This window comes from Streptomyces sp. NPDC044921 (genome assembly GCF_056432865.1).
In genome coordinates this window covers 108,029-120,898 of the sequence record NZ_JBWKIF010000018.1, presented here as the reverse complement: position 1 = coordinate 120,898, position 12,870 = coordinate 108,029, and the positions used below count along the sequence as shown (strand labels likewise).

14 protein-coding genes and 2 pseudogenes are annotated in these 12,870 nt (G+C 71.1%); 11 read left to right on the top strand and 5 right to left on the bottom strand.

Annotation, left to right across the window (positions count from 1 at the left end; genetic code table 11):
* The first annotated feature begins 3 nt into the window (after positions 1–3).
* The 3 genes and pseudogenes from AC07DA_RS26365 to AC07DA_RS26355 form a co-directional block, all read left to right on the top strand.
* Positions 4–639, top strand: coding sequence for an arsenate reductase ArsC (locus AC07DA_RS26365; RefSeq protein WP_479130669.1), 636 nt, complete (start codon positions 4–6; stop codon positions 637–639).
* A 47-nt stretch (positions 640–686) separates the two neighbouring features.
* Positions 687–1,106 (top strand): arsenate reductase ArsC, encoded by a 420-nt coding sequence (locus AC07DA_RS26360; protein WP_479130668.1) that lies wholly within the window; start codon positions 687–689, stop codon positions 1,104–1,106.
* A gap of 5 nt (positions 1,107–1,111) precedes the next feature.
* Positions 1,112–1,686 (top strand): annotated as a pseudogene (locus tag AC07DA_RS26355) (NAD(P)/FAD-dependent oxidoreductase); the annotation flags it as partial.
* A gap of 4 nt (positions 1,687–1,690) precedes the next feature.
* Here AC07DA_RS26355 and AC07DA_RS26350 read toward each other — a convergent pair.
* Positions 1,691–2,440 carry an SDR family NAD(P)-dependent oxidoreductase gene (locus AC07DA_RS26350; protein ID WP_479130666.1) on the bottom strand — a complete coding sequence of 250 codons (750 nt, stop codon included), beginning with the start codon at positions 2,438–2,440 and terminating at the stop codon, positions 1,691–1,693.
* 123 nt (positions 2,441–2,563) lie between these two features.
* Between AC07DA_RS26350 and AC07DA_RS26345 the strand changes: the two genes are divergently transcribed.
* On the top strand, positions 2,564–2,998 hold the full coding sequence (locus tag AC07DA_RS26345; protein ID WP_479130665.1) for an Rrf2 family transcriptional regulator: 435 nt from the start codon (positions 2,564–2,566) through the stop codon (positions 2,996–2,998).
* A 372-nt stretch (positions 2,999–3,370) separates the two neighbouring features.
* On the opposite strand, the gene AC07DA_RS26340 is transcribed toward AC07DA_RS26345, so the two are convergent.
* Complete coding sequence (locus AC07DA_RS26340; RefSeq protein ID WP_479130664.1) at positions 3,371–4,096, bottom strand: MerR family transcriptional regulator; 726 nt, start codon at positions 4,094–4,096, stop codon at positions 3,371–3,373.
* Positions 4,097–4,177: 81 nt separating this feature from the next.
* Between AC07DA_RS26340 and uvrA the strand changes: the two are divergent.
* Positions 4,178–6,624, top strand: a pseudogene (uvrA, locus tag AC07DA_RS26335) (excinuclease ABC subunit UvrA).
* 109 nt (positions 6,625–6,733) lie between these two features.
* Positions 6,734–7,132, top strand: a complete 399-nt coding sequence (locus tag AC07DA_RS26330; protein ID WP_479130663.1) for a DUF6281 family protein — start codon at positions 6,734–6,736, stop codon at positions 7,130–7,132.
* 13 nt (positions 7,133–7,145) lie between these two features.
* Here AC07DA_RS26330 and AC07DA_RS26325 read toward each other — a convergent pair whose 3' ends face one another.
* Entirely contained in the window at positions 7,146–7,754 is a 609-nt protein-coding gene (locus AC07DA_RS26325) for a DUF7848 domain-containing protein (protein WP_479130662.1), read from the bottom strand.
* Positions 7,755–7,858: 104 nt separating this feature from the next.
* Here AC07DA_RS26325 and AC07DA_RS26320 point away from each other — a divergent pair, with 104 nt between their 5' ends.
* On the top strand, positions 7,859–8,809 hold the full coding sequence (locus tag AC07DA_RS26320) for a helix-turn-helix domain-containing protein (protein WP_479130661.1): 951 nt from the start codon (positions 7,859–7,861) through the stop codon (positions 8,807–8,809).
* On the top strand, positions 8,757–8,867 hold the full coding sequence (locus AC07DA_RS26315) for a DUF397 domain-containing protein (RefSeq protein ID WP_479130724.1): 111 nt from the start codon (positions 8,757–8,759) through the stop codon (positions 8,865–8,867). Before AC07DA_RS26320 ends, AC07DA_RS26315 begins: the two co-directional genes overlap by 53 nt.
* Before the next feature lie 2 nt (positions 8,868–8,869).
* On the opposite strand, the gene AC07DA_RS26310 is transcribed toward AC07DA_RS26315, so the two are convergent.
* The gene (locus AC07DA_RS26310) at positions 8,870–9,187 is read right to left on the bottom strand and encodes a PLD nuclease N-terminal domain-containing protein (protein WP_479130660.1); all 318 of its coding nucleotides are present in this window, start codon (positions 9,185–9,187) and stop codon (positions 8,870–8,872) included.
* Positions 9,188–9,254: 67 nt separating this feature from the next.
* On the opposite strand from AC07DA_RS26310, the gene AC07DA_RS26305 reads away from it, so the two are divergent.
* Genes AC07DA_RS26305 through AC07DA_RS26295 form a run of 3 tightly spaced genes read left to right on the top strand, consistent with a single transcriptional unit; the run spans position 9,255 to position 12,224 of the window.
* The gene (locus AC07DA_RS26305; RefSeq protein WP_479130659.1) at positions 9,255–10,706 is read left to right on the top strand and encodes a menaquinone biosynthesis decarboxylase; all 1,452 of its coding nucleotides are present in this window, start codon (positions 9,255–9,257) and stop codon (positions 10,704–10,706) included.
* On the top strand, positions 10,703–11,605 hold the full coding sequence (gene mqnP, locus AC07DA_RS26300) for a menaquinone biosynthesis prenyltransferase MqnP (protein WP_479130658.1): 903 nt from the start codon (positions 10,703–10,705) through the stop codon (positions 11,603–11,605). Before AC07DA_RS26305 ends, mqnP begins: the two co-directional genes overlap by 4 nt.
* 46 nt (positions 11,606–11,651) lie before the next feature.
* Positions 11,652–12,224: a Uma2 family endonuclease gene (locus AC07DA_RS26295; protein ID WP_479130656.1), complete on the top strand. Its 573-nt coding sequence runs from the start codon at positions 11,652–11,654 to the stop codon at positions 12,222–12,224.
* Here AC07DA_RS26295 and AC07DA_RS26290 read toward each other — a convergent pair.
* Positions 12,221–12,835, bottom strand: a complete 615-nt coding sequence (locus AC07DA_RS26290; protein WP_479130655.1) for a rhomboid family intramembrane serine protease — start codon at positions 12,833–12,835, stop codon at positions 12,221–12,223. The genes AC07DA_RS26295 and AC07DA_RS26290 overlap by 4 nt on opposite strands.
* Positions 12,836–12,870: the final 35 nt, after the last annotated feature.

The following is a 12,870-nucleotide window of genomic DNA, read 5'->3' as shown; positions in this document are numbered from 1 at the left end:
CCCGTGACCGCATCCCCGCCCCCCGTCCTGCCCGATGAGCGCCTCGCGTCGGGCATCGCCCGACTCGCCCTGCGCTACCGCGGGCGCTTCGCCCCGGAGACCATCCAGCGCCTCGTCACCGACTCCTTCGAACGGCTGGCCGAGCACGCTCGTGTCCGCACCCACCTGGTCGTACTGGCCGAGCACCTGGCCACTGAGCGGCTGGACGCGCTGGCACACGTGCAGGGGGTGCCCGACTGCGGCCTGCCCCGCGTGCTGTTTGTCTGCGGCCACAACGCCGGCCGTTCGCAGATGGCAGCAGCCCTCCTCGCGCACCGCGCGGGCGGACACGTGGTCGTTTCGTCCGCGGGCGCGCTCCCGGCCGCCGAGGTCGATCCGGTCGTCACCCAGGTGCTCACCGAGGCCGGCGTGGACCTCAGCGACGCGTTCCCCAAGCCACTGACCGACGAGGTCGTGCAGGCCGCCGACATCGTCATCACCATGGGATGCGGGGACGCCTGCCCCGTCCTGCCCGGCCGCCGCTACCTCGACTGGCCCGTCACCGACCCCGAGGGTGCCCCGATCGCCATGGTCCGCGGCATCCGCGACGAGCTCGACGCCCACATCACCGAACTGCTCGCCTCCCTGCCGAGCAGCTGAATCCGCGCCCCGCACCACCGTATGGATCACTGACGAAGGAAGAACCGATGTCCTCCAGCCCGCTCGCCTCCGTGCTGTTCGTCTGCGTCCACAACGCCGGCCGCTCCCAGATGGCCGCCGGATTCCTCCAGCACCTCGCGGGCGACCGGATCGAGGTCCGCTCCGCCGGCTCCGTCCCGGGCGACCAGGTCAACCCCTCTGCCGTCGAGGCCATGAAAGAAGTCGGCGTCGACATCGCCGACGCCAAGCCGAAGATCCTGACCACCGAGGCCGTCCAGGCGTCCGACTACGTCATCACCATGGGCTGCGGCGACGCCTGCCCCGTCTTCCCCGGCAAGAAGTACCTCGACTGGGCCCTTGAAGACCCGGCGGGCAAGGGCGTCGAGGCCGTCCGCCCGATCCGCGACGAGATCAAGACCCGCGTCGAGGCGCTCATCGCCGAGATCGACGCCAAGCGGGAGGCGTGACCTCGGTGAGCGGCACCGGCGTACGCGAGGTCATCGGCTCCGGCCCCGCCGGATACACAGCCGCCCTCTACACCGGCCGCGCCGGACTCAAGCCGCTCGTGTTCGGCGGTGCGATCTTCGTGGGCGGCGCGCTCACACGACGACCGGGGTCGAGAACTTCCCCGGCTTCCCCGAGGGCATGGACGGCCCGGGTCTGATGACGAACATGCGCGCCCAGGCCGAGAGGTTCGCGCCGAGATGGTCGACGACGACATCGTCGCCGTCGACCTCACCGGGGACATCAAGACCGTCACCGACACGGCGGGCACGGTGCACCGCGCGAAGGCGGTGATCGTGGCGACCGGCTCCGGCTACCGCAGGCTCGGCCTGCCCAGGGAGGACGAGCTCTCCGGCCGGGGCGTGTCCTGGGGTGCCACCTGCGACGGCTTCTTCTTCCGGGACCGCGACATCGTGGTGGTCGGCGGCGGTGACACCGCGATGGGAGGAGGCGACCTTCCTCACCCGCTTCGCCCGTTCGGTGACCGTCGTTCACCGGCGTTCCACGCAGCGCGCCTCGCAGGTCGGGCAGGGCCGGACGTTCGGGTTCAGGCGTTGTAGCCGCCGTGGGCGTCCAGCACCGCGCCCGTGACGTACGACGCGGCGGGGCTCGCCAGGAAGGCGATCGCCGCGGCGATTTCGTCGGGGTGCCCCGTGCGTTGCAGGGACAGCGAGCTGAGCAGGGCCTTGAGGGTGTCGGGGTCCGGCGGTTGCATGCCGTTGTCCATCAGCCCGGCTTCCACGACGTTGGCCGTGATGTCGCGGGGCCCGAGGTCCCGTGCGACCCCCATGGTGTACCTCTCGATGCCTGACTTGGTCGCCGAGTAGTCGGCAACGCCCGGGATGCCGACCCGGGAACCCAGTCCGGAACTCACCGTGATGATGCGGCCGCCCGTGCGCAGCACTCGGGATGCGGCCCGGATGACGGCGATCACGCCGAGGTAGTTGGTGGCGTGCATCCGGTCCAGTGCGGCGGTGTCGGCGTCCGGGTCGTCCACCGTGCCGGCCACGGAGATCGCCGCGTTGTTGACGAGGATGTCCAGGCCGCCGAAGTGCGCGACCACGTCGTCGATCAGCGCCGGCGCCCGGCTCGTGTCCGCCTGGTCGGACTTGAAGGCGACGGCCTTTGCCCCCTTGCCGTGCACCTCCTCGACGACGGCCTGCGCCTGCTGCTCGGAGCTGACGTAGGTGAAGGCGACGTCGGCGCCTTGCTCGGCCAGGAGCCGTACGGTCGCGGCTCCCAGTCCGCGCGATCCCCCCGTGACCAGGGCGACCTTGCCCGTGAGTGGTTTGCTCATTCTTCTCACCTCGTTGATTGATCCTCTCCGGCAGTCGCAACGTTAATGGTTACGACAGGCTGTCGCAACATTCACTGTTACGACTGCCGTAACATGAGGCGTGGTGACCGAGAGGAGGAGCCCGTGAGCGCCAACAGCAGGCTGACCATCGCTGCCCACGCGCTGGCCTGGATCGGCCTCTACCAGCGCCAGGGCCATGAGGTCGCCACCTCCGAGCAGATCGCGACCAGCGTGAACACCAACCCCGTGGTGATCAGACGGCTGCTCGGCGAGCTGCGCAGGGCCGGGCTCGTGGAGTCCCGGCGCGGCGTGGGCGCGGGCTGGTCGCTGGCACGCGAGCTGGAGTCGATGACCCTGCTCGACGTGTACGAGGCAGTGGAACCCGGCCCGCTGTTCGCGATGCACCGCACCACCCCGGACCAGGGATGCGTGGTGGGTCACGGCATCCAGCCGGCCATGCAGAGCATCTACGAGGGCATCGAGGAGACCGTGAGACACGAGCTGGCCCGCGTCACGCTCGCGGACGTACTCCGGGACGTACTCGCGGCACCTCGCTAGCCTCTCCGTTACGCCCTGACATCACCGAGATCCCCATCTGAGCCCAGTCCGGCGAGCAGTCTGGCAACCGTGTTGCAGTGCCCTGTCTCCCGCAAGGGCGCCGCGACATCAAGGGTCTGGGCGAGCTCCGCCACGTCGTCGAGGAGACGCCTCGAGAAGGCCCGCCCGTGATCGTGTGACGAGCTCTGCGCGAGTCTCACCGGTCCGACTCCGAGCAGTGGCAAGTCGAGCCTGGCACCGCCCTCGCAGGGGACGATTTCAAGATTGACCCGCATCAGATGTCAGCCAGCGTCTGGAACGCCTTGGCCGTGGCGGTCGACCACCTCCACCGCTTCCTCACCGGCAGTGGAGACGGCGTCCGGCGGGGCCCGGTCAGGCGTCCTCGGAGCCGGTGGGCCGGTCCAGGTAGGCGTGCAACGCCCCCGCCCCCTCGATCATCCCCCGCGTCCGGGTCGTCAAGGTTTCGCCGCGGGTGGTGATCGCCGCCCGCAGGGCCTCGCTGCTGCCCTCCCGGCGCAGGCCCTCCAGGACCGGTCTGATCTGGTCGAACAGGTAGTGGCTGCGGCGCAGGGTGTGCACCAGGCGGGCGTCGCGGACGTCGGTCGGCTCGTAGACGCGGTAGCCCGTGGAGCGTTCGCGGGACGGGGTGAGCAGGCCGGCGGTCTCCCAGACGCGCAGGGCGGACGTGCGGACGCCCAGCAGCGCGGCCACCTCGCCGATGCGCAGGCCGCCGGAGCGGGGGAGCGGGGCCGGGGGCTCCCGTGCCAGCAGTTCCAGGGCCTCGCTCGCCGCCCGCAGGGAGACCCGTTCCTCGTGCAGCGCGGCGTGCGCGGCGTCGACCAGGGCGAGCGCACCCGGGACGTCCCCGTCGTGGACCGCGCGCATGATCGCCGTCGACGTCACCGGGCCGTACCCCCGCAGCAGGGCCCGGTAGGCGAGCAGGGCCCGGCGGTGCGCCTCGCCGAAGACGCGGTAACCGGACGCGGTCCGCGCCGCCGGAGGGAGCACCCCGGCCTGTTCGTAGTTGCGGATCTGCTGCGTCGAGACGCCGGCCAGGCGGGCCAGGTCGACGGGACGGAGGCGGCGGTCGTTCTTCATCGGTTTGAAGGTTACGGCAAGAGGGGTCCCGCCTGCGGCTCGAAAGTCTCAACGTCGGACATCAATGGAACACTTGAAGGAATGGACTCCTGGATTCACGTCACCGGTGCGCGTCTGAACAACCTCAAGAACGTCTCCCTCTCCCTGCCGAAGAACCAGCTGGTCGTCATGACCGGCCTGTCCGGCTCCGGCAAGTCCACCCTCGCCTTCGACACCCTCCACCGGGAGGGCCAGCGGCAGTACCTGGAGTCGCTGGGCATGGTCACCGGCCTCGTCAGCAAGCCCGCCGTCGACTCGATCACCGGCCTGTCCCCGTCCATCAGCGTCGACCAGCACCACACCAACCGCAGCCCCCGCTCCACGGTCGGCACGGTCACCGAGGTGTTCACCTACCTGCGCCTGCTGTGGTCGCGCGTCGGCGTACGGCCGTGCCCGGGCTGCGGGCAGGGCATCCCGCCCTCGTACGCCGACGGCACCGAACCCGACGAGGACGCCGAGGCCGAGCAGCGGCCCTGCCCGCACTGCGGCACCCTCGTGCCCGACCTCGTCATGGGCTCCTTCTCCTTCAACAAGCCCGCCGGTGCCTGCCCGGCCTGCACCGGCCTCGGCGAGGTCATCCGCCCCGACGTGCGGCGCCTGGTCGACGGCGGCCGGTCGGTCGCCGACGGGGCGGTACGGGGCTGGAACGCCAAGTACACCCAGTGGGCCCTGCCCGTGCTGCGCGCCGCCGCCGCCCACTACGGCCTTCCCTTCGACACGGACCGGCCGGCCGGCGACCTGAGCGCGCCGGAGCGGGACCTGCTGCTGTACGGCGTCGAAAGCCCCGAGTCCGGCGCCACTTCCCCGGCACCGAACCGCCGAGGACGGTGTCGGCGGGCCGTTTCGAAGGGGTCGCGACGGCACTGCTGCGCCGTTACGACGAGCGCGCCGACGACCCCGACTACCGCGAACGGGCCGAGCAGCAGGGCCTGGTGAGGCAGCCGTGCGCGGAGTGCGGCGGAACGCGGCTGCGGCCGGAGAGCCGGGCGGTGACCGTGCACGGCCTCACCATCGTGGAGGCCGCGCGGCTCCCGCTGGCCGACCTCGGCACCTGGCTCGCCGGCCTGCGGGAGCGGACCACCGGCGACGAGTGGCTGCTCGTCGAGCCGGTCGTGGCCGACCTGGAGGAGCGGGTGCGGCGCCTGGTGGACGTCGGGGTCGGCTACCTCACCCTCGGCCAGGCCACACCCAGCCTCTCGGCCGGGGAGACGCAGCGGCTGCGCCTGGCCGCCCTGCTCGGCTCCGGCCTGACCGGTGTCCTGTACGTCCTCGACGAACCGACCATCGGCCTGCACCCCTCGGACACCGCCCGCCTGGTCGGCGTCCTGCGCCGCCTGCGCGACCTCGGCAACACCGTGCTGGTCATCGAGCACGACCTGGAGGTGCTGCGCGCCGCGGACCACGTGGTCGACGTCGGCCCGGGCGCGGGCCGTGACGGCGGCCGAATCGTCGCCGCCGGCACCCCCGAGGAGGTCGCCCGCACCGAGGGCTCGGTGACCGGCGCGTACCTGTCCGGGCGCCTGTCCGTGCCGGGTTCGCGCCGGCGCGGCGACAGCGACACGGCCGTCGTGATCCGCGGGGCACGCGCCCACAACCTCAAGGACCTGACGGTACGGATCCCGCTGCGCCGCCTGGTGACGATCACCGGCCCGTCCGGCTCGGGCAAGTCGACGCTGCTGCTGGACATCCTCGGCCGGGCCGCCCGGCGGCACTTCGACCGGGCCGGGGACCCGCCCGCCGAGCACGACGGCATCGACGGCTGGGAGCACCTGTCCAAGGCCGTCCTCATCGACCAGGAGCCGGTCAGCCGCCTCCCGCGCTCCAACGCGGCGACCTACTCGGACGTCTTCACCCCGATCCGCGAGCTCTTCGCCGCCCGCAGCCGGGGCGCCCTCACCGCCGGGCACTTCTCCTTCAACGTGCCCGGGGGCCGCTGCGAACGCTGCGAGGGCGCGGGCGTCCTCACCGTGCGCATGCACTTCCTCCCGGCGGTGGAAGTCCGCTGCCCCACCTGCCAGGGCCGCCGCTTCCGGCCGGAGGTGCTGTCGGTCCGCCACGAGGGCCACGACATCGCCGAGGTGCTCCGCGCGACGGTCGACGAGGCCCTGACCGTGTTCCGCGACGTGCCGCCGATCGCCGCCCGGCTGCGCCGCATGGCGGACGTCGGCCTGGGCTACCTCCCGCTCGGCCAGCCCGCCACCACCCTCTCCGGCGGCGAGGCCCAGCGCCTGAAACTCGCGAAGGAACTGGGCCGGCGCACGACGGGCCGCGCGCTGTACCTCCTCGACGAACCGACGACCGGTCTGCACTCCGCCGACACCGCCCGCCTCCTCGACGTCCTCCAGCGCCTGGTCGACGCCGGGCACTCGGTCGTCACCATCGAGCACAACACCGACGTCGCCCGCGCCTCCGACTGGCTGATCGACCTCGGCCCGGTGGGCGGCGCGGGCGGCGGGCAGCTCATGGCGCAGGGCGCACCCGGCACCTGAACGTCTCGGGCACCTGAACGCCCCCGGCACCTGAACGTTTCCGGCTCCTCACGCGTCTTCGTCGCGTAACCGTCGTGACGGAGCGCGGGCTCCAGGGGGAGGCGTACCGATGAAGGTGTCCTGGCCGAGGTGGTCGCTGCCGGTGGCGGCCGTCCTCGCCCCGCTGAGCGCGGGCTGCGCGCCCCCGTCCCCGGACGGCGGCGCGCGGCCGGCGCCCTCCTGCGCCTACGTCGTCGAGTACGACGGGCGCACCTACCTCGGCCGGGACGAGACCGACGTGCCCCTCGGCCGGTCGCTCGGCCCCGCCACCCGCCCGGCCTGCGACGACACACCCGGCGACGGCGACGACGGGGAGGAGCCGGTCCCGACGACCGCGTTCGCCGTGCGGGGTGTGGACCCCGCCGTCGCGGTCGCGGTCGCCGAGGGCACCGACGCGTACCGCCTCGTCGTCGCCGAGTCCGTCGAGGACCTCCCGCCCGCGCTGCGGAAGCTGACCGGCGGCTCCTGAGCCCGGCCCCGGTTCAGCCGCCCTGCCGTTCCAGCACCGCGTAGTCGGCGAAGCTGCGGCGGTAGCGCAGGTGCCGGGTCTCCTGCGTGTGCCTGCGCTGCCACTCCTCCACCTCGCCGGGCGCCCGGCACGGCCCCGAACTCGCCCCGCAGTCCGCGTCCTCGCCCGAGACGCAGTACGCCTGGTACTCGGGCAGGGCGGACGGGTCCTGCACGATCGTGTACGGCACGTACCGGAAGACCCTGCGCGCCGGTGACTCCCCGCCGTGCTCCTCCCGTTGGTGCTGGCGCAGCAGCACGTTCGCGTCCGTCACGGCACTCGCGTCGAACACCGCCCGGGCCCGGTCCCGCCGGACGGACAGCTCCTCGCACACCGCGCAGCCCCGCACCGGCAGCGGAGGCCGGTTCGGATCAGCCGACAGCCCTTCCCTGGAACGGTCGTTGGCCGCGCGCACGCCCGCGCTGAGTCGTTCGTCCGGGGTCGCCTCCCGGACCCGCGCCGCATCCGCCTGCCACTCCCGGCCGCCGCCGACCGGGCGCAGCATCACGTACGGGCCGATCCTGTCCTGGTACTCGCCGACCCTGTTCGTCCGCGGGTCGTAGACGAGCGTTCCCGGTTCCATTTCGCGCACCTCCGTCACTCTGGGTGTATTGAGCGTTGCGCACGGGAATGGCTCGCTTCAATGCTTGGCGTGTGACACCGGTGCACTGTCACGGAGGGGATGCCGTGAGCCGACGGAACGGCGGGACGGAGTCGGGGGCGAGCACGGCGGCCGTGTTCGGCGAGGTGCTGCGGCACTTCCGGGAGGCGGCGCTGCTCACGCAGGAGGGTTTGGCGCGGCAGATCCCGTGCGACCGCTCGCACGTGGCGCGGGTGGAGGCCGGTACGCGGGTGCCGCAGGACTCCTTCGCGAAGGCGTGCGACGAACTCCTCGGCACGGGTGGGGTGTTGGCGCGACTGTGGACCAGGATCGACTGGTATCCGCGGGTGGAGCATCCCGACTGGTTCCGGCGGCGGGCCGAGATGGATGAGGAGGCGGTCGCTCTCCGGGAGTACCAGGAGCGTGTCATGCCGGGCTTGTTGCAGACGGCGGACTACGCCCGTGCGTTGTTCTCCTTGCTCGTCAGCGGGGAGGAGGTGGAGGAGCGAGTGCGTGCCCGACTGAGCCGCCAGCAGCGCTTCTTGGCGGATGGGGGCCCGCTCTACATCGTCGTCCTGGATGAGAGCTGCCTGCGCAACATGATCGGCAGCTCGGCCGTGATGCGGGACCAGTGTGCGCACTTGCTCAGCGTCGGAAAGCGACCCAACATCCGCGTCCAGGTCGCCCCGGCGGGCCGCCTCGGCCTGTTTCGCCCCAGCGGATCCATGTCCCTCATCAGGCTTCCCGACGGGCACGAGTGGGTCTACTCGGAATCGCTGGACCAGGGCCATTTCAACGACAATCCAGCCCTCATCGCGAGGCACAGCCACACCTATGATGTGCTCAGGGCGGACGCCCTGTCGGCTTCCCAGTCCGCCGCTCTCATCCGCGAGACGATGGAGAGGTACGAGCAGCATGGACCGGAACGAGCTCACCTGGGTCAAGAGCAGCTACAGCGACGCCAACGGCGGCAACTGCATAGAAATAGCCCCCGGTTACGACGAAACCGTCCCCGTCCGCGACAGCAAGAACCCTGACGGGCCGGTCCTGGTCGTCACCCGGTCCGCCTGGTCCGCGTTCACAGCCGCTCTCTAGCCCTACGGCTCGTCCCGCTTGGGATCCTCGTCCCGCTTCTCGTCGTCGAGCGACTTCAGGAAGTCGGGGTTGTCGTCCGGCGCGACCCACTGCTGCCGCGCGCGGGCGCTCCGGACGCCGGACCAGCCCTCGGCGGCCGGGCTGCGCTTCTTTCCGGCGATCAGCCAGGAGATCGAGCCGACGAGCGGGAACAGCAGCACGAGGATCGCCCACAGCGGCTTGGGCATGTGACGGATGTCGTCGTCCTTGGTGCTGATGCAGTCGATGAACGCGTACACGCTCAGTGCCAGCGGCACGAGGAACATCAGTACCCGGAGCATGCGCGGCCTCTCAGCAAAGCGGTGGGTGGTTCCAGGCCAGCGTAGCCGCTCGGGGATACTGGACCCCATGGCTTACGACGATCTTCGCTCCCTGCTCAGGGCGCTGGAGCGCGAGGGCGACCTCAAGCGCATCAAGGCCGAGGTGGATCCGTACCTGGAGGTCGGGGAGATCGTCGACCGGGTGCAGAAGGCCGGCGGCCCGGCGCTGCTCTTCGAGAACGTGCGCGGTTCGCGCATGCCGCTCGCGATGAACGTGTACGGCACCGACCGGCGGCTGCTGAAGGCCCTGGGCCTGAAGTCGTACGCGGAGATCTCCGAGCGGATCGGCGGGTTGCTGAAGCCCGAGCTGCCGCACGGGTTCGTCGGCGTGCGCGAGGCCTTCGGCAAGCTCGGCGCGATGACGCACGTGCCGCCGAAGAAGGTGAAGGACGGCCCGGTGCAGGAGGTCGTCCTGACCGGGGACGACGTCGACCTCGACCAGCTGCCCGCCCTCTTCACCTGGCCCAAGGACGGCGGGTCCTTCTTCAACCTCGGGCTGACCCACACCAAGGACCCGGAGAGCGGCGTCCGCAACCTCGGGCTGTACCGGCTCCAGCGGCACGACAAGCGCACCATCGGCATGCACTGGCAGATCCACAAGGACAGCCGGAACCACTACCAGGTGGCCGCGCGCCGGGGCGAGCGGCTGCCGGTCGCCATCGCCTTCGGCTGCCCGCCCGCCGTGACGTACGCCTCCACCGCGCCGCTGCCGGGGGACATCGACGAGTACCTGTTCGCCGGGTTCCTCGCGGGCAAGCGGATCGAGATGGTCGACTGCAAGACCGTTCCGCTCCAGGTGCCCGCGCAGGCGGAGGTCGTGATCGAGGGCTGGCTGGAGCCGGGCGAGATGCTGCCCGAGGGGCCGTTCGGCGACCACACCGGCTTCTACACGCCGCAGGAGCCGTTCCCGGCGCTGAGGATCGACTGCGTGACGATGCGCAAGCGGCCGCTGCTCCAGTCGATCGTCGTGGGCCGGCCGCCGACGGAGGACGGGCCGCTGGGCCGGGCGACGGAACGCTTCTTCCTGCCGCTGCTGAAGATCATCGTGCCGGACATCGTGGACTACCACCTGCCGGAGGCGGGCGGCTTCCACAACTGCGCGATCGTCTCGATCGACAAGAAGTACCCGAAGCACGCGCAGAAGGTCATGCACGCCATCTGGGGCGCGCACATGATGTCGCTCACCAAGCTGATCGTGGTCGTCGACTCCGACTGCGACGTGCACGACCTGCACGAGGTGGCCTGGCGGGCGCTCGGCAACACGGACTACGCCCGGGACCTGAGCATCGTCGAAGGCCCCGTCGACCATCTGGACCACGCCTCCTACCAGCAGTTCTGGGGCGGCAAGGCCGGGATCGACGCGACGAAGAAGTGGCCCGAGGAGGGCTACACGCGCGACGGCGGCTGGCCCGACATGGTCGAGTCGGACCCGGAGACGGCGGCGAAGGTGGACCGCCGCTGGAAGGAGTACGGGCTGTGACCTCCGCCTCCGCCGCGATCCCGCAGCCGGGACGGACCAAGGCGTTCCTGCGGCTGGTGATGATCGAGCACTCGGTCTTCGCGCTGCCCTTCGCGTACATCGCCTCGCTCACGGCGATGTACCAGTGGGACAAGAACATCCACTGGGGGCGGCTGCTGCTGGTCACCGTCTGCATGGTCGGCCTGCGGACCTTCGCGATGGCGGTCAACCGGATCATCGACCGGGAGATCGACGCGCGGAACCCGCGCACCGCGCACCGCGAGCTGGTGACCGGCGCGATGTCGGTGAAGCACGCCTGGACGGGCGCGCTGATCGCCCTGGCGGTCTTCCTGGGCGCGGCGGCCCTGCTGAACCCGCTCTGCCTGGCCCTGGCCCCCATCGCGGTGATCCCGATGGTGGTCTACCCCTACGGCAAGCGGTTCACGAACTTCCCCCAGGCCATCCTCGGTCTCGCCCAGGCGATGGGCCCGATCGGCGGCTGGCTGGCCGTCTCGGGCTCCTGGTCCTGGGACGCCGTGATACTGGGTCTCGCCGTGGGCGTCTGGATCGGCGGTTTCGACCTGATCTACGCCTGCCAGGACGTGGATGCCGACCGTGAGATCGGCGTCATGTCCGTCCCGGCGCGCTTCGGCGTCCCGGCGGCGATCTGGGGCGCCCGGGTCTGCCACGCCGTGACGACGGCCCTGTTCGTCTGGTACGCCCTGGTCACCGGCGCGGGCGCCTTCTTCTGGCTGGGCCTGCTGATCGTCGCCGCCGCGTTCCTCTACGAGCACTCCATCGTCCGCCCCCACGACCTCTCCCGTGTGAACAGGGCGTTCTTCAGCGTCAACGGCTTCATCGGCATCGCCCTGTTCGTGTGCGCGCTGCTGGATCTGCTCGTGCGGGGTCTGACCGTGTAGTTACGGTGCGGCCTACCATCGGGTGCAGGATCCCAAGGAGGCCGCCATGACCGTCTCGGACATCGACCGCCTGCACTCGCAGCTCAGCAAGCTGGAGGACCTGTTCCCCGGCTATCTGACGGAGATTGTCGAGGGCAGCATCGTGATGAACCCGGTCAGGCCGTTCCACGGGAAGACCATCCAGCGGCTGTGGAACATCGTCGAGGGACAGCTGCCTGCCGAGTGGGCCCTGGTGAGCGACGTCGCCTTTCCGTTCGACGACGCCAACGAGTTCTGCCCCGACCTCGCCGTCATCCCTGCGGAGGCGGAAGACGAGAACCACAGCGCTTACCCGGCGGACTTGATCGAGCTCGTGGCCGAAGTGGTGTCACCGGAGAGCATTCGCCGCGACTACGAGGTGAAGCCTCGCTGGTACGCCTCCCGCGGCATCGCCAACTACCTGGTCCTCGACCCGCTCCAAGGGCACCTCGTGACCATGTGGAACCCCGGCCCCGACGGCTACCGCGGGCGGGACACCCTTCCGTACGGTCACGAACTGACCCTTGACTCCCCACTCGGCAAGCTGATCATCCCCACCACCCACCTTCCGGTCGACCGCAAGGCGCGCGACCGCGGCTAGGGGCGTTCCTCCCAGGTGAGGGCTCGGCTCGCGGCCCGGCGGCGGAAGGCGAACGCCGCCCCCACCCCCGCCAGCAACCCCAGCAGGTGGCCCTGCCAGCTGATGCCGGTCTGGGTCGGGGCCAGGCCCGACAGGATCGAGCCGCCCCAGATCGCGGCGACCAGGATGCCCGCCAGGATGCCCCAGGGGCGGCGCTCCACGAAGCCGGTGACCAGGAGGAAGCCGAAGAGGCCGAAGACCAGGCCCGAGGCGCCCGCCGTGTTCGTGTGCGCCGGGGATAGGAGCCATACGCCCAGGCCGTCGACGAGGACGATCAGCGCGCAGACCACGAGGAAGCGGCGCAGACCGGACAGGGCTGCCAGGAAGCCGAGGACCAGCAGCGGCAGCGTGTTCGACAGCAGATGCGCGAAGCCGAAGTGGACGAAGGCCGACGGGACGACGTCGACCAGCTCCGACGGCTCGCGCGGCGTGACGCCGAAGCGGTCCAGGGCGTGACCCGTCGCCACGTCGGCCACTTCCAGCAGCCACAGCAGCGCCACCCAGGCCAGCATCAGCTTGCCCGCGGCCAGCGCCCGGTCCCCCGTCGACCACCCTTCTCGCGGACCCGGCATGGCGACCCCCAGTGCTCGCTCGTCCCCTCCGTGCA

What these genes read in the sequence shown, in the direction of transcription:
- AC07DA_RS26290 (WP_479130655.1), bottom strand. Translation starts at nt 12,835, where the DNA reads ATGCCGGGTCCGCGAGAAGGGTGGTCGACGGGGGACCGGGCGCTGGCC.
- AC07DA_RS26350 (WP_479130666.1), bottom strand. Translation starts at nt 2,440, where the DNA reads ATGAGCAAACCACTCACGGGCAAGGTCGCCCTGGTCACGGGGGGATCG.
- AC07DA_RS26340 (WP_479130664.1), bottom strand. Translation starts at nt 4,096, where the DNA reads ATGAAGAACGACCGCCGCCTCCGTCCCGTCGACCTGGCCCGCCTGGCC.
- AC07DA_RS26295 (WP_479130656.1), top strand. Translation starts at nt 11,652, where the DNA reads ATGACCGTCTCGGACATCGACCGCCTGCACTCGCAGCTCAGCAAGCTG.
- AC07DA_RS26305 (WP_479130659.1), top strand. Translation starts at nt 9,255, where the DNA reads ATGGCTTACGACGATCTTCGCTCCCTGCTCAGGGCGCTGGAGCGCGAG.
- AC07DA_RS26330 (WP_479130663.1), top strand. Translation starts at nt 6,734, where the DNA reads ATGAAGGTGTCCTGGCCGAGGTGGTCGCTGCCGGTGGCGGCCGTCCTC.
- AC07DA_RS26325 (WP_479130662.1), bottom strand. Translation starts at nt 7,754, where the DNA reads ATGGAACCGGGAACGCTCGTCTACGACCCGCGGACGAACAGGGTCGGC.
- AC07DA_RS26310 (WP_479130660.1), bottom strand. Translation starts at nt 9,187, where the DNA reads ATGCTCCGGGTACTGATGTTCCTCGTGCCGCTGGCACTGAGCGTGTAC.
- AC07DA_RS26360 (WP_479130668.1), top strand. Translation starts at nt 687, where the DNA reads ATGTCCTCCAGCCCGCTCGCCTCCGTGCTGTTCGTCTGCGTCCACAAC.